The 23171-nt window shown below is 46.3% G+C and carries 20 protein-coding genes; 12 read left to right on the top strand and 8 right to left on the bottom strand.

What is annotated here, in order from left to right; all coding sequences use genetic code 11:
* Nucleotides 1-153 precede the first annotated feature (153 nt).
* The 8 genes from noc to rpmH form a co-directional block, all read right to left on the bottom strand.
* Nucleotides 154-1023 (bottom strand): nucleoid occlusion protein, encoded by an 870-nt coding sequence (gene noc, locus ACQCVE_RS18340; RefSeq protein ID WP_426843316.1) that lies wholly within the window; start codon nt 1021-1023, stop codon nt 154-156.
* A 227-nt stretch (nt 1024-1250) separates the two neighbouring features.
* Nucleotides 1251-1967 (bottom strand): 16S rRNA (guanine(527)-N(7))-methyltransferase RsmG, encoded by a 717-nt coding sequence (gene rsmG / locus ACQCVE_RS18335; protein ID WP_426843375.1) that lies wholly within the window; start codon nt 1965-1967, stop codon nt 1251-1253.
* A 21-nt stretch (nt 1968-1988) separates the two neighbouring features.
* Nucleotides 1989-3878 carry a tRNA uridine-5-carboxymethylaminomethyl(34) synthesis enzyme MnmG gene (gene mnmG / locus ACQCVE_RS18330; RefSeq protein WP_426863592.1) on the bottom strand — a complete coding sequence of 630 codons (1890 nt, stop codon included), beginning with the start codon at nt 3876-3878 and terminating at the stop codon, nt 1989-1991.
* 83 nt (nt 3879-3961) lie between these two features.
* Nucleotides 3962-5347 carry a tRNA uridine-5-carboxymethylaminomethyl(34) synthesis GTPase MnmE gene (mnmE, locus tag ACQCVE_RS18325; protein WP_426843318.1) on the bottom strand — a complete coding sequence of 462 codons (1386 nt, stop codon included), beginning with the start codon at nt 5345-5347 and terminating at the stop codon, nt 3962-3964.
* Nucleotides 5348-5730: 383 nt separating this feature from the next.
* Nucleotides 5731-6459 (bottom strand): RNA-binding cell elongation regulator Jag/EloR, encoded by a 729-nt coding sequence (gene jag / locus ACQCVE_RS18320; RefSeq protein WP_426843319.1) that lies wholly within the window; start codon nt 6457-6459, stop codon nt 5731-5733.
* Entirely contained in the window at nt 6456-7253 is a 798-nt protein-coding gene (gene spoIIIJ, locus ACQCVE_RS18315; RefSeq protein ID WP_426843320.1) for a YidC family membrane integrase SpoIIIJ, read from the bottom strand. The genes jag and spoIIIJ overlap by 4 nt, the downstream gene beginning before the upstream one ends.
* 233 nt (nt 7254-7486) lie before the next feature.
* On the bottom strand, nt 7487-7846 hold the full coding sequence (rnpA, locus tag ACQCVE_RS18310) for a ribonuclease P protein component (RefSeq protein ID WP_426843321.1): 360 nt from the start codon (nt 7844-7846) through the stop codon (nt 7487-7489).
* 117 nt (nt 7847-7963) lie between these two features.
* Nucleotides 7964-8098: a 50S ribosomal protein L34 gene (gene rpmH, locus ACQCVE_RS18305; RefSeq protein WP_019243402.1), complete on the bottom strand. Its 135-nt coding sequence runs from the start codon at nt 8096-8098 to the stop codon at nt 7964-7966.
* Nucleotides 8099-8831: 733 nt separating this feature from the next.
* On the opposite strand from rpmH, the gene dnaA reads away from it, so the two are divergent.
* From dnaA to ACQCVE_RS18245, 12 genes are all read left to right on the top strand, one after another.
* Entirely contained in the window at nt 8832-10178 is a 1347-nt protein-coding gene (dnaA, locus tag ACQCVE_RS18300; protein WP_426843322.1) for a chromosomal replication initiator protein DnaA, read from the top strand.
* Nucleotides 10179-10354: 176 nt separating this feature from the next.
* Nucleotides 10355-11491, top strand: coding sequence for a DNA polymerase III subunit beta (dnaN, locus tag ACQCVE_RS18295; RefSeq protein ID WP_426843323.1), 1137 nt, complete (start codon nt 10355-10357; stop codon nt 11489-11491).
* 391 nt (nt 11492-11882) lie between these two features.
* Entirely contained in the window at nt 11883-12113 is a 231-nt protein-coding gene (gene yaaA / locus ACQCVE_RS18290; RefSeq protein WP_426843324.1) for a S4 domain-containing protein YaaA, read from the top strand.
* A gap of 18 nt (nt 12114-12131) precedes the next feature.
* Entirely contained in the window at nt 12132-13256 is a 1125-nt protein-coding gene (gene recF / locus ACQCVE_RS18285) for a DNA replication/repair protein RecF (RefSeq protein ID WP_426843325.1), read from the top strand.
* Between the two features lie 6 nt (nt 13257-13262).
* Nucleotides 13263-13517 (top strand): extracellular matrix regulator RemB, encoded by a 255-nt coding sequence (gene remB, locus ACQCVE_RS18280; RefSeq protein WP_426843326.1) that lies wholly within the window; start codon nt 13263-13265, stop codon nt 13515-13517.
* Between the two features lie 55 nt (nt 13518-13572).
* Nucleotides 13573-15495 (top strand): DNA gyrase subunit B, encoded by a 1923-nt coding sequence (gene gyrB / locus ACQCVE_RS18275; protein WP_426843376.1) that lies wholly within the window; start codon nt 13573-13575, stop codon nt 15493-15495.
* A 143-nt stretch (nt 15496-15638) separates the two neighbouring features.
* On the top strand, nt 15639-15881 hold the full coding sequence (locus tag ACQCVE_RS18270) for a hypothetical protein (RefSeq protein ID WP_426863591.1): 243 nt from the start codon (nt 15639-15641) through the stop codon (nt 15879-15881).
* A complete protein-coding gene (locus ACQCVE_RS18265; RefSeq protein WP_426843327.1) occupies nt 15863-17098 on the top strand; it encodes an ABC transporter substrate-binding protein in 1236 nt (411 codons plus the stop codon). Before ACQCVE_RS18270 ends, ACQCVE_RS18265 begins: the two co-directional genes overlap by 19 nt.
* Nucleotides 17099-17123: 25 nt before the next feature.
* Nucleotides 17124-17987, top strand: a complete 864-nt coding sequence (locus ACQCVE_RS18260; protein WP_426843328.1) for a carbohydrate ABC transporter permease — start codon at nt 17124-17126, stop codon at nt 17985-17987.
* On the top strand, nt 17987-18808 hold the full coding sequence (locus tag ACQCVE_RS18255; protein ID WP_426843329.1) for a carbohydrate ABC transporter permease: 822 nt from the start codon (nt 17987-17989) through the stop codon (nt 18806-18808). Before ACQCVE_RS18260 ends, ACQCVE_RS18255 begins: the two co-directional genes overlap by 1 nt.
* Nucleotides 18809-19075: 267 nt before the next feature.
* A complete protein-coding gene (gene gyrA / locus ACQCVE_RS18250; RefSeq protein WP_426843330.1) occupies nt 19076-21565 on the top strand; it encodes a DNA gyrase subunit A in 2490 nt (829 codons plus the stop codon).
* A gap of 246 nt (nt 21566-21811) precedes the next feature.
* Nucleotides 21812-22894 (top strand): HD-GYP domain-containing protein, encoded by a 1083-nt coding sequence (locus tag ACQCVE_RS18245; protein ID WP_426863590.1) that lies wholly within the window; start codon nt 21812-21814, stop codon nt 22892-22894.
* Nucleotides 22895-23171 lie beyond the last annotated feature (277 nt).

Raw genomic sequence — 23171 nt, 5'->3', positions numbered from 1 at the left:
TTTATTAACGGCTTAAAAGCTATCTTCTATTTTAACAAAAACAGAAGACAGGCGTTTGACTATTTTTCTAAATTCTTGAAAAAAGCTGAAAGCATAGGATTCCGGCATCACCCGGAAGCAAGAAAAAAACCCTCCAATCATAGGATTAGAGAGTTATTTGGGAATTTTGATGGTGAACTGGATATATTCTTCAAATTCTTCTTCCTCAGAATTGATTTGAACCCCTGTGTCAGCCACCATTGTGAGGGACTGGCGGATCGTGTTCATCGCAATTCTCGTATCCCGGCTGAAAGCCTTGCGCTTCGGCTTTGGTGCCGGTTTTTCTTTTTCGAGCATTTTGACGACCCGGTCCTCCGTCTGTTTAACATTCAGCTGCTTTTCAATGATGTGATCCAAAAGCGTGACCTGCAGTTCAGGCAGCTTGAGCGGAATAAGGGCGCGGGCATGGCGTTCTGTGATGCTTTTTTGAAGCAGCGCCTGCTGGACTTCATCCGGAAGCTTAAGCAGCCGGAGCTTGTTCGCTACAGTGGACTGGCCTTTCCCGAGCCTTTGGGCAAGGGCCTCCTGGGTCAGATCATGCAGTTCAAGAAGCTTTGCATAGGCAAGGGCTTCCTCAATGGCAGACAGCTCCTCCCGCTGCAGATTTTCAATCAATGCAACCGATGCGGTCTCTTTGTCATTGAATTCCTTTACAATGGCGGGAATCGCTTCCCAGCCGAGCCTCTGCACAGCTCTCCATCTGCGTTCTCCGGCAATCAGCTCGTATTTGCCGTCGGCAGGACGGACGACAATCGGCTGAATAATGCCATGTGTACGGATGGTCATGGCCAATTCATCTATTTTTTCATCCGAGAAAATAGTACGGGGCTGAAAGCGGTTTGGCGTAATTTCATGAACCGGAATCTGTTTCACTTCTTCTCGTGAAACCTCTTCTGTTTCCTGTTCATTCTCGGTCTGTTCGAGCGTTTGATCTGTTTCTTCCTTTTCTCCTATTCCGAAGAAACGGGAAAACGGATGCTTCATGTGCGTACACCACCTTTGGAAACTACCAATTTATAATTCTATTTTTGAGCCGGAATTCCTGCATGCGGAGTAAAGCCGGAACACTTTTCAGGCAAGACTTCCATTCGGTAAGCTTTACACGTCCGGTTTCAGGCATTCAGTCAATTCTTCTTCCGGGCTTTAACCGATCCGGCTTCCCCCTGCCTGGGCGGGGAGAACCCGGCGGTAAATGCGGGACAAAATATGTATCATTCGATTGGTGTCTTATTCGGTGTCCCTGGCTTGCGCGGGTATTTTCCCGGAGTCGGCTTTATTTTCCTGATTACCACGATGCTTCGTTCACTCTCCTCGATGGGGAGCTTGAAGGAATGAACAGCTTCGGTTTTGCCGCCAAGCGCCTGTACAGCTTTTCCTCCTGAATTGAGTTCTTCTTCAGCGGAAGCAGCCTTCAGGGCTACAAAATGGCCGTCTTTTTTCACAAGCGGCAGGCATAGTTCGCTTAAAACGGATAACCGGGCGACTGCGCGGGCTGTCACAACATCATATTGCTCGCGGTGCTGTTTGTTTTTGCCGAACGTTTCAGCGCGGTCATGGTAAAACGACACATCGGTCAGGTTCAGGCTTTTGGCCAGCTCTTCCAGGAAGGTGATGCGCTTGTTCAGCGAATCGACGATCGACACGGAGAGGCCGGGGAAGCAAATTTTAATCGGCAGGCTCGGAAAACCCGCACCCGCTCCCACATCACAGATGGATAAAGGCTTGGAGAAGTCAAAATAAAAGGCCGCACTGATGGAATCGTAGAAATGCTTTAAATACACTTCTTTTTTATCCGTAATCGAAGTAAGGTTCATTTTTTCATTCCACTCGACGAGCAGGCGGTAATACGTTTCAAATTGGGAAAGCTGTTCAGGAGAAAGGGAAATGCCTTTCTCCTCCAGCTTGGATTGGAATAGGGAAATGTCCATCATCGAATCCTTTCATAAGCATTATTCGTTGGATACTTTAGCAATCCGGCCCTGTTCCATGTAAACGAGCAGGATGGAAACGTCCGCTGGGTTCACGCCGGAAATTCTTGATGCCTGAGCCATTGAAAGCGGGCGTACTTCCTTCAGTTTCTGGCGTGCTTCGGATGCCAGACCGGAAATTGCATCATAGTCAATGTTTTCAGGGATTTTTTTGTTTTCCATCTTTTTAAGTTTATCGACCTGCTGAAGGGATTTTTCAATATACCCTTCATATTTTACCTGAATCTCCACTTGTTCGGTCACGTCCGGATGGAGTGGTGCTTCAGATGGGGCAAGCTTCGGAATATGGCTGTAATTCATTTCCGGCCGCTTCAGGAGATCCGAAGCGCGGATGCCGTCCTTCAGTTCGCTGCCGCCGCTTTCGCGGATCAGCTCCTGTACTTCTGCATTCGGTTTTAGAATGATTTTGGACAGACGCTCTTTCTCTGCTTCGATAGCCGCTTTTTTCTCTGTGAACGATTGATAGCGGCTTTCGCTGATCATTCCAATTTTATAGCCTGTATCGGTCAGACGCAAATCGGCATTGTCATGACGGAGCAGCAAACGGTATTCCGCTCGCGACGTCAACAGACGGTACGGTTCGCTTGTTCCTTTTGTGACCAGGTCATCAATCAGGACGCCAATATACGCATCGGAACGGCTCAGGATGACTTCTTCGCGGCCAAGTGCTTTTTGGCCCGCATTAATTCCGGCCATAATTCCCTGTCCTGCCGCTTCTTCATAGCCTGACGTCCCATTAATCTGCCCTGCTGTGTAGAGGCCTGGAACTTTCTTCGTTTCAAGCGTCGGCCAAAGCTGAGTCGGAACGATTGCATCATACTCAATCGCATAGCCGGGTCTCATCATCTGGACGTTTTCAAGGCCCGGAATCGTGCTTAAAATTTGCTTTTGCACATCCTCCGGCAGGCTTGTCGATAGTCCCTGCACGTAGACTTCCTCTGTATTCCGGCCTTCCGGCTCGAGGAAGATCTGATGGCGCGGCTTATCATTGAAACGGACGACTTTATCCTCAATGGAGGGACAATAGCGAGGACCCGTTCCTTTAATCATTCCGGAATACATTGGGGAGCGGTGCAGATTGCTGTCGATGATCTGGTGTGTTTCCGTACTTGTATACGTCAGCCAGCAAGGCAGCTGATCGGTAATGTATTTCGTTGTCTCATAGGAAAACGCGCGAGGTTCTTCATCACCAGGCTGTATTTCCGTTTTGCTGTAGTCAATGGTTTTGCTGTCTACACGCGGCGGTGTTCCGGTTTTAAACCGGACAAGGTCAAAGCCCAGCTCCTGCAGGTGCTCCGAAAGCTTAATAGACGGCTGCTGGTTATTCGGACCGCTAGAGTAGGACAGATCTCCCAGAATAATCCGGCCCCGCAGGAAGGTACCGGTAGTCAGCACGACCGTTTTTGAATGATACTCCGCGCCTGTTTGTGTCACGACGCCGCGGCACTCACCGTCTTCAATCATCAGACGGTCCACCATTCCCTGCATGAGGGTCAGGTTAGGTTCATTTTCCATCGTTTTTTTCATTTCATGCTGATACGTAAATTTATCGGCCTGCGCCCGCAGCGCTCTTACCGCAGGTCCTTTTCCGGTATTCAGCATTCTCATTTGAATATGCGTTTTGTCGATGTTCTTGCCCATTTCCCCGCCAAGGGCATCAATTTCCCTTACAACGATTCCTTTTGCAGGTCCCCCTACAGAAGGGTTGCAGGGCATGAAAGCGACCATATCAAGGTTGATGGTAAGGACGAGGGTCCGTGCGCCCAGTCTCGCAGCGGCGAGAGCGGACTCAACTCCTGCATGACCGGCACCAACGACGATTACATCATAATCACCAGCGTGGTATGCCAATGTTGTTTCCTCCTTTATTCTTGCGCTCTGTTAAATCCGTTAGCAAAGCGTGTTTTTACAGCGAAAATCTATACGAAAGACGGTTATTTTCCAAGACAAAATTGCGAAAAGAGCTGATCGATCAGGCTTTCATGAACCGAGTCTCCGATAATTTCCCCAAGCTGCTCCCATGCCCTTGTGAGATCAATCTGAACCATATCCACCGGCATGCCGGCGTCAATGCCATTCAATGCCTCTTCAATGGATCGTTTTGACTGGTTCAGGAGAGCGATATGTCTCGAGTTGGATACATAGGTCATATCTGCAGACTGGATGTTTCCTTCAAAGAATAGAGACTGGATGGATTCCTCAAGCTTGTCGACGCCTTCTTCTTCCTTGAGGGAAGTCGTCACGACAGGGCGGCCTTCCGCAAGCATTGCCACCTTGTCCATGTCGATTTTCTTCGGCAGGTCCGTCTTATTTATTATGACAATAACATCCATGCCTTTCACCGCTTCAAAGAGCTTTTCATCCTCCTGGGTGAGTTCATCGCTGTAGTTCAGGACAAGCAAGATTAAATCTGCTTCCTTTAAGACTTGGCGCGAGCGCTCCACACCGATCCGCTCGACGATGTCCTCTGTCTCACGGATTCCGGCCGTATCCACCAGCTTTAACGGAACCCCGCGGACATTTACATATTCCTCGATGACATCCCTGGTCGTTCCGGGAACGTCTGTCACAATGGCTTTGTTTTCATGGACAAGGCTGTTGAGCAGGGAGGATTTTCCGACATTGGGGCGGCCGATAATAACCGTTGACAGCCCCTCTCTTAAAATCTTTCCCTGGCTGGAGGTTTGCAGCAGCTTCTCTATCTCATTCTTGACATAAGCTGCCTTTTCTACAAGCATGTGATGCGTCATTTCTTCTACATCATCGTATTCCGGATAATCAATGTTTACTTCAACATGGGCAAGCGTTTCAAGAATTTCCTGGCGAAGCTTTCTGACAAGCTTTGAAAGGCGTCCTTCCATTTGTCCGAGGGCGACATTCATCGCCCGGTCGGTTTTGGCCCGGATTAAGTCCATTACTGCTTCAGCTTGGGAAAGATCGATCCGCCCATTCATAAACGCTCTTTTTGTAAATTCTCCGGGCTCAGCCAGACGTGCACCGCTGTTCAGAACGAGCTGCAGCACGCGGTTGACGGAAACGAGACCTCCGTGGCAGTTAATTTCAATAACATCCTCACGTGTGAAGGTCCTTGGTCCTCTCATATGGGAGACCATTACTTCTTCAGCGACCTCACCCGTCTCCGGATCGATGATATGTCCGTAATGAATCGTATGGGAATCGGCATCGCTCAGCGGCTTCCCGGAAGGCGCTGCAAAAACGCGGTCTGCTATCGCTGCCGCTTCATCACCGCTCAATCTGACTATGGCGATGGCTCCCTCGCCCATTGGTGTGGATATTGCTGCTATTGTATCGAATTCCAAGTTGTTCACCTCACTCAAGTGCACTCAATCTATATATAAAACGGAAAAGGTTTAAAAAGAAGGTCACCAAAACTTTAAGATACCATATCAGGCAGGTAAAAGGAAGAATGGAGGTTGAAGGAGTTATTCACAGTTTTTCAGTCGTTCGTCCTATATTTTAACTTATCCACATGTGAATAACAATATTTCAGTACAGCGATTGCCGGAAGTTTTGTGAATGCGGTGAAAACGTTAAGCATGCCTGTTCCTTTCCAGCGCAGGCAGCCGCTTTTACATGAGGGAGACCCAATCAGTATCCAATATCGGAATCTGTGAAACCAGCAGCGAAAATCTCAAGCTCTGTCTGAGCCAGTGGATAAAAAAATAACCAGCCCGGGGGCTGGTCATTTTTTAGGTGTAATCACAATATGGCGCCTCGGCTCTTCACCGGCCGAGTGCGTTTCTACCCTGTAATTGCGTGCAAGGGCAGCGTGTATTATTTTCCTCTCATTGGAAGGCATTGGCTCAAGTGCCACCGCTTTCGAAGAAGCAGAGGCCTGGCTTGCCAGTTTGTTAGCCAGCTGCACCAGAATTTCTTCCCGCCGTTCGCGGTAGGACTCCGCATCCACCATAACGTGAAAGTACTGATCGGAATGCCTGTTGGCGACAAGCTGAGTCAAATACTGGAGGGCATTCAGGGTTTGTCCCCTTTTTCCGATGAGAAGAGCAATGTCTTCCCCCTCTATTAGAAACGAGAGGTTCCGTCCTTTTTGTATCTTTTCAACCGAAGCTTTCACTCCCATTTTTTCAATGACTTGAATCAAATAGGCGTGTGCCTCTTCACCAGGCTTTTCATCGATCTTTTTCTGCGGCAGAGGCTGCACCGCTTCTTCTGTATATATAGCTGAAGGTGCGGGGGTTTGTTCAGGCTCCTCTTCCATCAAAGGAACAGGCTCCGGCAATTTCAAAACGGCTTTGACAACCGCATCTCTTTTGCCAAATAGACCGAAAAACCCCTTTTTGCCTTCAATGATGACCTCGATGTCCGCCTCATCTTTTGAAGCGCCGAGTTTTCTTAAAGCGGTTTGTGCGGCTTCTTCAACGGTCGAACCGGAAGCAGTCGCCTCTCTCACTTTTTAGCGCCCGCTTTCTGCGGCGTTTTCTGCGCATTCGCTTTCAAATCCGGACCTTTAATCAGAAGGGATTGAACAATCATGAAAATGTTACCTACGACCCAGTACAAGGAAAGGGCTGCAGGGAATGTAATCGCGAAAATAACGATCATGATCGGCATCAGCCAAACCATCATTGCCATTTGCGGATTCTGGTTTTCTGTTCCGGCCATCATGATTTTCTGCTGGATGAACGTTGTAATCCCCGCAACGACAGGCAAAATGTAGAAGGGGTCTTTATCGCCAAGGTCAAACCAAAGGAAGGTATGCTCCTTGATTGCTTCCGTTCTCATAATCGCATGATAAAATCCAATCAAAATCGGCATTTGCACAAGCAATGGGAAACATCCTGCAAGGGGATTGACTCCGTGCTTCTGGAATAAAGCCATCGTTTCCTGCTGAAGCTTTTGCTGGGTCTGCTGATCTTTGGAGCTGTATTTTTCACGAAGCTGCTTCATTTCGGGCTGAAGCGCCTGCATCGCTTTTGAACTTCTTGTCTGCTTGATCATCAGCGGCAAAATTGCGAACCGGATGAGGAGTGTTACGATGACGATCGCCAGTCCATAGTTTGCAGTTGCAGCGCCGCCGCCTGTTAAATCGGCAAAATAAATAATAATCCAGGAAAGAGGGTAAACAATGTACTGATTCCAAAACCCTGTGCTTTCATCCGTAATCGGCTGATTGATTTCCGTACAGCCGGATAAGAGGGTAACAAGACCAACTAATGCTAGAACTAACCAAATGCGCCTCTTCAAACTTTGTCCTCCTAACAGCATGTCTATTTGTGAGCCTGATTGAACCTGACTGTCTCTGTCCAATTAAAGACCCTTATTCTCTAATCGTATCCAAACCTGCTCACTGGGTTTTCGCCTGGTTATGACGAAAAAACGCAAGTGTAAACGGCATCTGCACCCCGTACAGGCCATCCAACTGTATTTTACCATCTTTTATTTAGAATTTGTTTTTTCTTTTCAAACGTTTCCTGACATCATTTTTCACCATTTTTTTTCTTTGTGAAAAGCCTTGCTTTTTTAAACAGGTGATAAAGACTGCTGCGCACTTCTTCATACGTTAATTCGGCCGCCGGTTTTCTGGCGATAACAATATAGTCCTTCCCTGCAGAAAGGAAATCTTTTTCTTCAAGAAAAATTTGCTTTACAAGTCTTTTTACACGGTTTCTAGTAACCGCATTTCCGATCTTTTTGCTCACCGATAATCCGAGTCTGAACTCTTTCTCTTCATCTCTATGAAGGGTGTACAGAACAAATTGCCGGTTTGCAATGGATTTCCCTTTTTTGAAAACCTGCTGGAAGTCCTCATTCCGTTTAATCCGATTCTTTTTTTTCATGCTGACTCCACTCCGCTTTTATTGCTCTAACCCTTTGCATCCCTATCAGGGTAGCCAAATGACCGGTCAATCTAAAACCCTTTTAATGAAAAAAAAACCACTGACGTTTTCAGTGGCTTATGCGGATAATACTTTTCTTCCTTTACGACGGCGGGCAGCAAGGACTTTACGTCCATTTTTAGTGCTCATGCGCGCACGGAAGCCGTGTACTTTGCTGTGTTTGCGTTTATTTGGTTGATAAGTACGTTTCATTATATGCACCTCCCTGAGGAATAGCTGTTAAAGACAGTCCTTATAAGTATAGTGACCTTACCCTGTATATGTCAATAGCCAAAAAAAATAGAATCCATTAAGAGAAAAAGGACGGTCGGCTTTTCCACCGCCATGAATCAGCAGCGGTCCTCCTTGCTCAGAGCTGTTGACTCTCATTTTCAGCTTGAGCCGGATCTTTCTCGTCCTGCTCCTTTACCCGGAAGTCTTATCTGCCACTCCGGTTCCCAATGTTTTCATTTTAAATCAGGCTGTGGACAACTTTTCGGCTGCTTTTTTCTTATCCACACCCTTTATCGACAAGTTTTTCACACAATCTTCCCATGTGGACAATTTTATTCGACAGGATGTTTCTGCTGTGGATAAGTTTCGGACCCCATTGCAACAATTGGTTTATTTTGATATTATATTTGTGTTTTAACTCTTGATAACGAAAAGAACCGGATTCGCTTATCCACAATCTGTGGATAACGTGTGGAAAGTTGACCACATCGTGTTTGCAGGCTTGTCCACAATCAGGGGGATTTTGTCGAAAACCTGTTTTTCTACTATATTATATCGTTATCAACAATTCAATATGAATGTATAAATATTCAAAGGGTGCCGAAGCTGCTGTACAACTTCTGTACAAGGCTGTCAGCATGCCTGTTTTTTTCGTGAAAGAAAATAATAAAGATAGATAGCAAGACTTGGAGAAGGAGGGACAAAGCAGCTAATGGAAAATATTTCGGATCTTTGGACAAAAGCTCTTGGAGAGATTGAAAAAAAAATCAGCAAGCCCAGCTACGATACGTGGCTCAAATCGACAAAAGCACATGCTCTGCAGGGAGATACCTTAACCATTACAGCACCAAATGAATTTGCCAGAGATTGGCTTGAAAGCCGCTATCTCCATTTAATCGCCAATATTATTTATGAATTGACCGGAGAGGAACTGGCCGTAAAATTTATCATCCCGCTAAATCAGGATGAAGAGGATTTTATCCCAAAAACGCCCGCTAAGCCTGTAAAGGACCCAGATGACCAGATCGACATTCCACAGAACATGCTGAACCCGAAGTATACGTTCGACACGTTCGTAATCGGATCGGGAAACCGCTTTGCCCACGCAGCATCACTTGCTGTGGCAGAGGCGCCGGCAAAGGCATACAACCCGCTCTTTATTTATGGTGGAGTTGGACTTGGCAAAACCCACTTAATGCATGCGATCGGGCACTATGTCATTGACCATAACCCATCGGCAAAAGTCGTCTATTTGTCTTCTGAAAAATTTACAAATGAATTTATTAATTCCATCCGTGACAACAAAGCGGTCGATTTCCGCAATAAATATCGAAGTGTGGATGTTCTTCTGATTGATGATATTCAGTTTTTGGCCGGAAAAGAACAAACCCAGGAAGAATTCTTCCATACGTTTAATACGCTGCATGAGGAAAGCAAGCAGATTGTGATTTCAAGCGACAGGCCGCCAAAAGAGATCCCAACTCTGGAAGACCGCTTAAGAAGCCGCTTTGAGTGGGGACTGATTACGGATATTACACCGCCTGATCTGGAAACAAGGATCGCGATTCTCCGTAAAAAAGCTAAGGCAGAAGGACTGGATATACCGAATGAGGTTATGCTTTACATAGCGAACCAGATTGATTCAAACATCCGGGAGCTTGAAGGAGCCTTAATCCGTGTCGTTGCGTATTCGTCACTCATCAATAAAGATATTAATGCCGATCTGGCAGCGGAAGCTTTGAAGGACATTATTCCAAGCTCAAAACCGCGGATGGTGACCATTCAGGATATCCAAAAAACAGTAGGCCAGCATTACCAGGTTCGTCTCGAGGACTTTAAAGCGAAAAAACGAACCAAATCCGTTGCTTTTCCAAGGCAGATAGCGATGTACTTATCCAGGGAGCTTACGGATTCCTCCCTCCCTAAAATCGGGGAAGAATTCGGGGGACGCGATCATACTACGGTCATTCACGCCCATGAAAAAATCAGCAAAATGCTGCAAATCGATGACCAGCTTCAGCGCCAGGTGAAAGAAATCAAAGAATCCCTGAAAAATTAATCCGTGAATTATGTGCATAACTCTCCTTCTTTCATACACAGTCTATCCACATGTTGATAGACTGTGTTTCCTTGTCTTTCTGAAGTTATCCACATACTCACAAGCCCTACTAGTACTTCTACTAATTTTTTAAAGATTAATTAATAGATTAAGACGTTTAAACAGGAGGAATTTGAATGAAATTTGTCATTCAGAAAGATAAACTTGCTCAAAGTGTTCAAGACGTAATGAAAGCTGTTTCTTCCCGGACAACCATTCCCATTCTGACCGGAATCAAAATCGTAGCCAACAGTGAAGGCGTCACGTTAACAGGAAGCGACTCTGATATTTCCATCGAGTCCTTCATTCCTGCAGAGGAAAAAGGAAAAATCAATGTGGAAGTCCAGACACCAGGAAGCATCGTCCTGCAGGCCAGATTTTTCAGCGAGATCGTAAAAAAGCTGCCGAAGGATACAGTGGAAATGGAAGTGGAAAATCACTTCTCCACCATCATCCGCTCCGGCAAAGCAGAATTTAATTTAAACGGCCAGGACGCCCAGGAATATCCTCATCTGCCGAATGTCGAAGAGGAAAATGTTTCACGCATTCCGGCTGATTTATTAAAAACATTGATCAGACAAACAGGATTCGCCGTCTCCACCTCCGAGACAAGACCAATTTTAACCGGCGTTAACTGGCGATTGGAAAATGGGGAGCTTACATGCATCGCTACGGACAGCCACCGGCTGGCATTAAGAAAAACCTCGATCGATGCCGGACATGATGGGACATATAATGTCGTAATCCCGGGAAAAAGCTTAGCCGAGCTAAGCAAAATCCTCGATGATTCCAATGAACTGACGGAAATCGTATTTACAGACAATCAGGTGCTCTTTAAATCCAAAAACATTCTGTTCTTTTCTAGACTGCTTGATGGGAACTATCCGGATACATCACGCCTGATCCCCGATGAAAGCAAAACAGATGTACTCGTTCAGACGAAGGAATTTCTTCAATCTATTGACCGGGCTTCCCTGCTAGCCAAAGAAGGGCGGAACAACGTGGTCAAACTGTCTACTCTTGAAGGCGGCATCCTTGAAATCTCCTCTAACTCACCTGAAATCGGAAAAGTAATAGAAGAAGTTCAGACCGAGGAGATTACTGGAGAAGAACTGAAAATTTCCTTTAGCGCGAAATATATGATGGATGCGCTGAAAGCATTGGAGAGCAGCGAAATCAAAGTAAGCTTTACCGGGGCAATGAGGCCCTTTTTAATCCGTACGCCAGAAGACGATACGATCCTTCAGCTGATTCTTCCTGTACGAACGTATTAAAGTGAAAGAGGCTGGCACTGCCTTGTCAGCTTCTTTTTTTTTGCAGATAAGCATGAACGGTGTCCTCGCGATATGGACACCGTTCGTTTTAGTGAAGGGTGCTTTCGGATTTTGTTATAGTACAGGAACCGGTGTGCTTTTCTTTTGGCTAGGTTAGAGCATGGTGCTGATTTTTTGCACCTGTGGATTGGAGCGTAAGGCGTGAGACTCCTGCGGGAGCAGTGGGACATGTAAGACTCTGCAGCCGCAAAGCGGAGATGAGGCTTGCCGCCCGGACCTCGGAAATTCACAGCCAAATCCAACTGCGCTTTTCTTTTAAGAGGAAATTGAGTAAAATGGAAATTATGCCGATTTACAGCGATGAGATTTTTAATGATTGGGAGGTATATGCATGGGAAGCGGACAGCACATTCAAATTGATACGGAATACATCACCCTGGGGCAATTTCTTAAGCTTGCTGAAGTGATCCAGTCGGGCGGGATGGTCAAATGGTTTTTAAGTGAGCATGAAGTATTGGTAAACGGGGAACCGGAAAACCGCCGCGGTAAAAAGCTGCGAAACCAGGATACAGTTCTCATTCCGGAGTTCGGTTCATTTGTTGTGATCAGCACACATGAATAGAGCAAGGTTGGTGGATCAATGCATATACAGGAACTGAAGCTTAAAAATTACCGCAACTATACCGATCTTGAAGTGTCATTTGAAAACAAAGTGAACGTCATCATCGGGGAAAATGCCCAGGGCAAAACAAATATGATGGAGGCCATTTACGTGCTTGCCATGGCCAAATCCCATCGCACCTCCAATGATAAAGATCTTATCCGCTGGGATGAAGAATATGCTAAAATAGAGGGAAGGGTTTTAAAAACCAACGGATCTATTCCCATGCAGCTCGTCCTTTCCAAAAAAGGGAAGAAGGCGAAAATAAATCATCTGGAACAGCAAAAGCTCAGCCAGTATATTGGGGCAGTCAATGTGATTATGTTCGCTCCCGAAGATCTGAACCTCGTAAAAGGAAGCCCTCAGGTGAGGAGAAGATTCACGGATATGGAGATCGGACAGGTTTCGGCTGTCTATTTGCACGACTTGAGCCTGTATCAGAAAATCCTCCAGCAGCGAAACCATTACTTAAAACAGCTTCAGATCAAAAAACAGAAGGACCGGACAATGCTTGACGTTCTCACAGAGCAGCTTAGTGAAACAGCGGCCAGACTGTACAGGAAACGAAGCGTGTTTATTAATCAGCTGGAAAAATGGGCTCAGCCTATCCATTCAGGCATCTCCAGAGGTCTGGAAACCTTGACCATTCAATATAAATCATCGGTTGAGGTATCAGAAGAGGCGGATTTGTCGAAAATGATAGAAGCCTATATGGATAAGTTTGATAAAATAAAAGATAGAGAAATTGAACGGGGGACCACTCTGGCCGGCCCCCACAGGGACGATCTGCAGTTTTTTGTAAACGGAAGGGACGTCCAGACCTTCGGCTCACAGGGCCAGCAGCGCACGACGGCCCTTTCTTTAAAGCTTGCAGAAATTGAATTAATTCATGAAGAGATCGGTGAGTACCCGATCCTGCTTTTGGACGATGTCCTTTCAGAGCTGGATGACTATCGCCAGTCCCATCTTCTGAACACGATTCAGGGGAGAGTGCAGACCTTTGTCACGACCACAAGTGTGGAAGGGATTGATCACCAGACGCTGAAAGAGGCAGCTTCCTATCATGTGTCGTCAGGGCAGCTTGAAACAAACGAATCGAGGTGAACCGCCATGTACATCCATCTGGGAGATGACTTTGTAGTCCCGTCTAAAGATGTCATTTTTATTATGGATTACTCCTCTTCCAAAAGCTCCGGCATTGCTGCAGAATTTTTGGAAAAGCAAAGCGAGAAAGTGGTTCAGCTGTCAGAGGGGGACGCCAAGTCCATCGTGGTCACAGACCGGCACATTTATTATTCTCCCTTAGCCTCAAGCACACTGAAAAAAAGAGCGCATTACGCGTTTGATATAGATTCCAATCGATAATGAACAAAATGGCACTATAAGACGTTTTGAAAAGAGTAGGTGAACATAATTGGCCATGGAACAAAAACAAGTGGAAGAACAAGCATATGACGAAAACCAGATTCAGGTACTCGAAGGTCTTGAAGCGGTTCGCAAGCGTCCCGGGATGTATATTGGTTCAACGAGCGCAAAAGGATTGCACCACCTTGTCTGGGAAATTGTTGATAATAGCATTGATGAGGCTTTGGCCGGTTTTTGCGATGAAATTAAGGTGACCATCGAAGAAAACAACAGCATTACGGTAACAGATAACGGACGGGGAATCCCGGTCGGTATCCATGAAAAAATGGGAAGACCGGCTGTGGAGGTCATTATGACGGTTCTCCACGCCGGCGGAAAGTTTGGCGGCGGCGGCTATAAAGTTTCCGGCGGACTCCATGGAGTAGGGGCGTCTGTCGTAAATGCCCTCTCGACTCACCTTGAAGTCAAAGTTCACCGGGATGGAAAAATCCACCTTCAGCGCTTCGAGCGAGGAGTACCGAAGGGTGAGCTCGAAATCATCGGAGAAACGGACAAGACCGGAACCATCATTCATTTTGAACCCGATCCGGAAATCTTCAGTGAAACAACCGAGTATGATTATGAAACACTCGCAAACCGTTTAAGAGAGCTTGCTTTCCTGAACAGGGGCATTAAAATTCTGATTGAGGACAAACGCGAAAACAAACGTCAGAATGAATACCATTACGAGGGCGGAATCAAATCGTATGTGGAGCATTTAAACCGCACAAAAGAAGCCATTCATGGCGAGCCAGTCTATCTTGAAGGAGAAAAAGACGGGATTACCATTGAAATCGCTCTTCAGTATAACGACGGCTATACAAGCAGCATTTATTCCTTTGCAAACAATATTCATACGTATGAGGGCGGAACGCATGAGGCCGGATTTAAAACGGCCCTGACCCGTGTCATCAATGACTATGCAAGAAAGCATAATGTGTTCAAGGACAGCGATGCCAATCTGAGCGGTGAGGATGTACGTGAAGGAATTACCGCCATCGTCAGCATCAAGCATCCTGATCCGCAATTTGAAGGGCAGACAAAAACGAAGCTTGGAAATTCTGAAGCCCGTACAGTAACCGATTCTTTATTTGATGAAGGCTTTGAAAAATTCCTGCTTGAAAATCCGCAAACAGCTAAGAAAATCGTTGAAAAAGGGATGATGGCCGCCCGTGCAAGAATGGCTGCCAAAAAAGCGAGAGAGCTTACAAGGCGAAAAAGCGCACTTGAAATATCCAATCTTCCCGGCAAGCTTGCAGACTGCTCATCCAAAGACCCGTCCATCAGTGAATTGTACGTCGTTGAGGGTGACTCTGCAGGAGGCTCTGCGAAGCAGGGGCGTTCCCGTCATTTCCAGGCGATCCTGCCGCTGCGCGGAAAAATTATCAACGTCGAAAAAGCCCGTCTGGATAAAATCCTGTCCAACAATGAGATCCGCACCATCATCACGGCTCTAGGAACAGGAATCGGCGAAGACTTTGATATCGCGAAAGCAAGGTACCATAAGGTCGTCATCATGACCGATGCCGATGTGGATGGAGCCCATATCCGAACGCTTCTTCTTACATTCTTTTACCGCTACATGCGGGAAATTATTGAAAAAGGCTATATCTACATTGCCCAGCCTCCACTCTATAAAATTCAGCAGGGCAAAAGAATCGAGTATGCCTACAATGACCGCGAGCTTGAACGGATAATGGGGGAAATTCCCCAAACGCCAAAGCCCGGCATCCAGCGTTATAAAGGTCTTGGAGAGATGAACCCTGAGCAGCTTTGGGAAACCACGATGGATCCTGAATCCAGAACCCTGCTTCAGGTAAGCCTTCAGGATGCAATCGAAGCGGATGAAACTTTTGATATCCTCATGGGAGACAAAGTCGAACCGCGACGCAACTTTATCGAGGAAAATGCAAAATACGTAAAAAATCTTGATATTTAATAACGAGAAAGACCGGTGCCGTTTTTTAAAAGGCCCGGTCTTTTTTTCTGCCCGCCCTGCCCGCCCTATCCTATGAGCCAGCCACCCCTGCAAAACCGCAGCGAATTGCCGGATGGGAACATAAAGCGATGGGATGGAGCGGGATGCCAGGGAAGGATACGTGGGAAGGCGGTGGAATCGTTCATTGCCAGGCAAAGCTCCCAATTTCTATCAAAGCATATGCAGGCGGTGAACAGAGCTGTAATTTTCATTTGAAAGTGTTTGCAACAGACCGCCGCCTTTGGTATGATGAAGGCAACGTAAACGTTTACACAAATTTTTTTGGAGGTTTGCGTAAACGTTTACTAACGAAGGAGGAGACGTCTATATGTTCAGAAAGCCATTAGCATTAAGTTTTAGCATCCTCTTCGGTGTGGGGGTGCTCTCTGCCTGTCAGGCTGAGAACACTCCATCCAGCGGCAAGGTGAAGCTTGAACTGTTTTCCAATAAAGCTGAGAACGTCGGCACGTTTGAAGGACTTATTGAAAAATTTGAAGAGAAAAATCCGGATATCGACATTCAGCTGAATGCCCCTCCGGAAGCCGAGACCGTATTAAAAACAAGGCTTGTAAAAGAGGATATGCCTGACATGCTGGCGATCGGGGGAAATGGCTCCTATGGAGAACTGGCGAATGCAGGCATCTTTTATGACTTCTCCAAAACTGATTTGCCGGATTCAATAAAGCCGTCCTATCTGGAGATGATCAATACGCTTGCGAATGAGCAGGAAGGTACATACGGAATTCCCTATGCTACAAACGCAAATGTTGTTATTTACAACAAAGCAAAATTCGCAGAATACGGGTTTGAAGCCCCTAAAACCTGGAGTGAGTTTATTGGACAGCTTAAGCAGGTTAAAGAAGCGGGTGACGTTCCGATTTATTTCACCCTCAAGGATGCCTGGACAGGAATGATTCCCTGGAACTCGGTCGCCGGAAATCTGCAGGGTGACAATTTTGCCGAGAAAAAGAGGAACGGGGAAGCGAGCTTTGAAGAAAATTACTCCGAGGTTGCCGACAAAATGCTCGAGCTGTTGAATTACGGCCATAAAAGCAATTATGGCTTCGGATATGCGGATGGAAACAAAGCCTTCGCGAATGGAGACGGAGTCTTTTACCTTCAGGGAAACTGGGCCATCCCGGAAATACAGAAAATAAACCCGGACATTGAGCTCGGAGTGTTTCCGCTCCCTGTCACAGAGGATCCGGAGCAAAACAACCTTGTATCGGGTGTTGACGTACTCCTTACGATGAATAAGGATATTGAGCACCCGGAGGAAGCGAAAAAATTCTTTCGTTTTATGCTTGAAGAAGAGCAGTCCAAACAGTACATCGAAGAGCAAAAAGCATTCTCTGCCATAGACGGTGTCCTCCAGGAGGATCCGGTCATGAAAGGGATACAGGAAAGCTTTGAAAAAGAGAGACTGACAGGCTTCCCTGATCACTCTTATCCAAGAGCCATTCGCCCGGAAGGAATTATTCAGGAGTTTCTGATCAATAAAAACAAAGATGCCTTTTTGCGCAAAATGGACAGGGAATGGGATAAAGTTCAAAACCGCTACTAATTCGGCACGAGAGGAGATCTGACGGATGAAAACAAGACAACGGGCTTTTATGCTCATGACCATTCCTGCACTGATTCTGTTTTTTGTTTTTCATACTTATCCGGCGCTGCAGGGAATCTACTACAGCTTTACGGATTACAAAGGCTATGGGGAATGGAGCTTCGTCGGACTGAAAAATTACTTTAACGTATTTCAGGATGAGCGGGCTCTGCAGGCCTATGGATTTACATTCCAGTTTGCGATCATTGCCACGATTCTGGTCAATATTTTCAGTCTCATTATAGCCATTGGCCTTAACTCCAAAATCAAATTTCAAAAAACGCTCCGTGCTGTATATTTTCTGCCGAATATTCTTAGTATTTTAATAGTCGGCTACATCTTCAACTTTATTTTTACTTTTTTTATTCCCGACATTGCTCAGGCACTTGGAATCAACGCACTTGCCGAGAACATCCTTGGACAGCCGGATCTTGCCTGGATTGGTATTATTGTCGTTTCCGTCTGGCAGGCGGTGGCGTTCAATACTATTCTTTATCTGGCCGGACTTGTTACCATCCCTGCTGATATGTATGAAGCAGCCAGCATCGATGGGGCGAATACATGGAAGAAATTCTGGAATATTACTTTCCCGCTGATCGCGCCTTTCTTTACCATCAACATGGTGCTTGCCATGAAAAACTTCCTGATGGTATTCGACCATATTATCGCAATGACGGGCGGTGGACCGGGAACGTCAACGGAATCGATTTCCCTTCTGATTTTCAGGGGAGGATTTGAAGGCGGAGAATTTGCCTATCAGTCTGCCAACGCAGTGATCTACTTCCTTGTTATCGTCGTCATCTCGGTTGTTCAGCTGCGCTACCTGCAAAGAAGAGAGGTGGAATTGTAATGAAAAAAGGCAAAACAAACTGGCTCGTTACCGGTCTTTTGATTGCAGGTTCCCTGCTTATTCTTTTTCCGCTCTATCTGGCGGTTACCATCTCGTTTAAAACGCCGGAGGAGATGGGGAAATCTCTTCTTGCGCTTCCAGAGCAATGGGACTTCTCAAACTATGCCCAGGCGATTGAGCTGACGAATTTTTTCAATGCCATGGGGAACAGTCTGTTTATTACCGTATTCGTCGTGGTATTGACACTGCTCACAAATTCAATGGTCGCGTATGCCATCGCAAGAAATATGCATAAGAAATTCTATAAGTTTATCTTTTATTATCTGGTAAGCGCCATGTTCATTCCGTTTCCGATCATTATGCTGCCGATCGTAAAACAAACCGCCCAGTGGAATCTCGACAATCTGGTCGGCCTGATCTTTTTGTATGTGGTCTACGGTTTAGCCTTTAACGTGTTTTTATACGTCGGTTACATCAAATCGATTCCGAGAGAGCTGGAAGAAGCCGCGATCGTAGATGGTGCCAGCACATGGGGGGTCTTCTGGAAAGTCATTTTCCCGCTGCTTATGCCAATGAACGCCACGGTCGGCATATTGACCACTCTCTGGGCGTGGAACGATTTTATGCTCCCGCTCGTCATCATCAGCGACAGGGAACTATCGACCTTGCCGCTCGTGCAGTTTGTTTTCCAGGGTCAGTTCAGCACGGACTATAATTTAGCCTTTTCTTCTTACCTCATGGCTCTTGCGCCAATGATTCTTGTCTATATCATCGCGCAGAAGTGGATCATCAGCGGGGTTACGAAAGGGGCGATAAAATAACCTTAAATAAACAACCGTTTGCCGGCAACCTATCCGCACAGCCAGAACCCCCTAATTTGTATAGGGGGTTCTTTTTTTGACCGTAGATATCTGTTAAAAAATTCACAAGGAACATAGATTTTCATGAATAGACGTGTATTATAAAGGGATTATTGATATAATGGAGAATATGGCCTGATTTCAATCTACATAATCTTTGAAATGATTTTCATATAAACGGAGATAGTTTTTCTAACTCCCAAACAAAAGTTCTGGGGAGGTTTAAACATGGCTGAAGAAAAAACACCTCAAGTGAAGGAAATAAATATTAGCCAGGAAATGCGTTCATCATTCCTGGATTATGCGATGAGCGTAATCGTGTCAAGGGCACTGCCGGACGTTCGGGACGGGTTAAAACCTGTTCACCGAAGAATCCTCTACGCAATGAATGATCTTGGCATGACGAGCGATAAGCCCTTCAAAAAATCTGCGCGTATCGTAGGTGAAGTAATCGGTAAGTATCACCCCCACGGTGATTCCGCTGTTTACGACACGATGGTTCGGATGGCGCAGGATTTCAACTTCCGCTATATGCTTGTAGACGGTCACGGAAACTTCGGGTCTGTCGACGGCGATGCAGCAGCAGCAATGCGTTATACGGAAGCACGCATGTCGAAAATTTCAATGGAAATCCTCCGGGATATTAATAAAGATACAATCGATTACCAGGACAACTATGATGGCTCTGAAAAAGAACCTGTCGTCCTGCCGGCAAGATTCCCTAATCTGCTCGTAAACGGAGCAGCAGGAATAGCTGTCGGAATGGCAACGAATATTCCGCCGCACCAGCTTGGTGAGGTCATTGACGGGGTACTCGCTGTCAGCCGGAATCCAGAGGTTACCATCGCGGAGCTTATGGAAATCATCCCGGGTCCTGACTTCCCGACAGCTGGCCAAATCCTCGGCCGCAGCGGAATCCGCAAAGCCTATGAAACGGGCAGAGGCTCTATTATTGTACGTGCTAAAGTCGAAATTGAAGAAAAGCCTTCAGGCAAGCAGGTCATCATTGTGCACGAGCTCCCTTACCAGGTGAATAAAGCAAGGCTGATTGAAAAAATCGCTGACCTGGTCCGGGATAAAAAGATCGACGGCATTTCAGATCTGCGGGATGAATCCGACCGGAATGGAATGAGGGTCGTGATCGAGGTTCGCAAGGATGCCAATGCGAACGTGCTTCTTAATAACCTTTACAAGCAAACCGCTCTGCAGACGAGCTTCGGCATAAACATGCTGGCCCTGGCAAACGGACAGCCGCAGGTTCTGAACCTGAAGCAGTTCCTCGAGCATTACCTTGAGCATCAAAAGGTTGTCATCAAACGCAGAACGGCATTTGAGCTGAGAAAAGCAGAAGCACGGGCCCACATTTTAGAGGGCTTGCGTATTGCACTGGACCACCTGGACGCGGTAATCGCCCTGATCCGCGGATCGCAGACAACGGATATCGCACGCCAAGGCTTGATGGAGCAATTCTCTCTCAGCGAAAAACAGGCACAGGCGATTCTTGATATGCGCCTTCAGCGGTTAACAGGACTCGAACGCGAAAAAATCGAGGAAGAGTATCAGGGGCTTGTCGAGCTGATTGCCGAACTGAAGGCAATTTTGGCCGACGAAGAGAAGGTTCTTGAAATCATCCGGGAAGAGCTTCTGGAAATTAAAGAGCGCTTCAATGACGTGCGCCGCACAGAACTTATTGCAGGCGGAGCAGAAATTTTTGAAGATGAGGATTTGATTCCTGAAGAAAACATCGTTCTTACGCTTACTCACAACGGCTACATCAAACGGCTGCCGATCTCTACTTACCGCAGCCAGAAGAGGGGCGGAAGAGGAATTCAGGGAATGGGGACAAACGAAGACGACTTCGTAGACCAGCTCCTGACCACATCCACCCACGACACCATCCTTTATTTTACGAATAAAGGGAAAGTGTACCGCACGAAAGGATATGAAATTCCTGAATACGGCAGGACGGCTAAAGGCCTTCCAATCGTCAATCTGCTTGGAGTCGAACGCGACGAATGGGTCAAAGCCATTATCCCGGTTTCGGAATTCCCGGATGACTGGTACCTGTTCTTTACGACAAAAGAGGGAATTTCAAAACGGACGCCTCTATCCCAATTTGCCAACATCAGGACAAACGGATTGATTGCACTCGGCCTCCGCGAAGAAGATGAATTAATTTCCGTCCGCCTGACAGACGGTTCAAAGGATATTATCATCGGAACGAAAAACGGAATGATGATCCGTTTCCCTGAAACAGATGTCCGCCAAATGGGCAGAACCGCTACAGGCGTTAAAGGAATCAGCCTCACCGGCGATGACGAAGTAGTGGGAATGGAAATTCTGGAAGAAGATACAGATATCCTGATTGTAACCCGCAACGGATTTGGAAAACGAACACCGGCTTCTGAATACCGCATACAGAGCCGGGGTGGCAAAGGTCTTAAAACGTGCAACATTACCGACAAAAACGGCAGCGTTGTTTCCTTTAAAGCTTCTGCAGGTGAAGAGGACCTCATGCTGATCACAGCAAGCGGAGTTCTGATTCGTATGGACGTTAATGATATCTCAACAATGGGCCGGAACACTCAGGGTGTCCGTCTGATCCGACTCACCGAGAATCACCATGTTTCCACGATCGCACTTGTAGAAAAAGAAGAGCCGGAAACTGAGGATCTGGTGGATGAAGATTCTACAGACCCTGAATCTTCAGCTGAATAAAAAATAGAAAAAAAAGGTACAACCATTAAAGGTTGTACCTTTTTTTGCCGATAAAAAGAATAGATATAGGCCGAACGACCCAATTCACTCTCATGCCCGGAGTTAAATACAGATCGGAAAAATGAGGGGAGCCAATGGCCGGGGAGGGCGAGTTCCCTCCGCGAGCAGCGGGACAGTCTGTCCGCCGCCATCGGCGTTCAAGGTCAGCGAAACGTAAACAGCGTATTGAAAAAGGGGGTGCTGCACATGCGCACTGGATTAGAACAAATTGTAGACGGCTGTATTCTTTCAGAAGATATAAAAGGCCCTTCTATGCATCCGTTAATGAGAAAAGAAACCGTGATTGACGAGGAATTGACTGAAGTTCTCAGAGCTTTTATGGTAAAAGAAATAGAGGTGCATCCTTACTTATCCAATGGAGAACCCTTTCAGCCGGGGTATACCATCAAAAAAACCCAGGATGTGCTGAAGCCTCAGAAAGAAGCCGCCGGGGAATTTGCTGTACACTTCCAAAAGCAGGCTCGTTCATTTAACAAGCTATTTTCAGGATGGCAGTCAGGAGTTTCAATAGATATTCCCAAACTGAGAGCGATTGTTCTCCCCTTACTCGAAACGTTTATTGACCATCCGACGGAGCTTCTTGGGATTCCCCGGTATTATCATGAAAAAGAGTATATCTCGCAGCATAGTCTTGCTGTATCGCTAATGAGTTCCTATGTTGCGAAGCAGCTCGGGTTTTCAAACGGAGAAATTAACCAGATTGCCCTTGCCGGTGTTCTAAGCGACTCAGGCATGGCGAAAATAAATCCTTCCGTTCTATTAAAAAAACTTGCGCTGACAGATAAGGAATTTGAGGAAATCAAGCAGCATTCCATAACCAGCTATAAGCTGATCAAGGACCTGAAAACGATTAAAGAAGGCGTTAAAGTAGGAGTGCTTCAGCATCACGAAAGGATGGACGGCAGCGGTTATCCCCTTGGCGTCAGAGGGGACCAGCTTCACCCATATGGAAAAATCGTGGCGCTCTCCGATACCTTTATGGCGATGATTTGTCCCCGTCCCTACAGAAGAGGCCTGTCCCCCTATAAAGTATATGAAGAAATTAAACAGGACAGCTTTGGGAAATTTGATCTCAACGCCGTCAATGTTTTATCTAAGCTTCTGACCCGCACGCTGCATGGAGCACATGTAAGAATTTCGGACGGGACCATTGGAGAAGTGATTTTTACCGACGCACAAAAGCCTGTAAGACCTATCGTCCGCCTGGAGTCGAAGGAAATCCTGCAGATGGATAAACGCATGGATCTATATATAGAAGAAACCCTTTAGAAGAGCCGGATGATCCGGCTCTTCTTCCAATTTGAACTGTTATTGCAAAAACAGAAACATTTATATAAAAAACTTCATAAAAGTTCTTGACCACGGTCTAGTCCCGGTGTTATAGTAAGAGAGTTCCTTCGGGAGCAGTGCTAAAAAAGTTCTTTGAAAACTAAACAAATCGAAGTGCCAACGTTAATTCTAAAGTTTTAAACAAGAGCTAGTCAAACTACTTTTTGGAGAGTTTGATCCTGGCTCAGGACGAACGCTGGCGGCGTGCCTAATACAT

Origin of the sequence: Metabacillus sp. 113a (assembly GCF_050107635.1) — a bacterium.
Lineage (GTDB): Bacteria > Bacillota > Bacilli > Bacillales > Bacillaceae > Metabacillus_B.
Note: the sequence above shows the minus strand (reverse complement) of the source record. Positions and strands in the feature narration are given on the sequence as shown.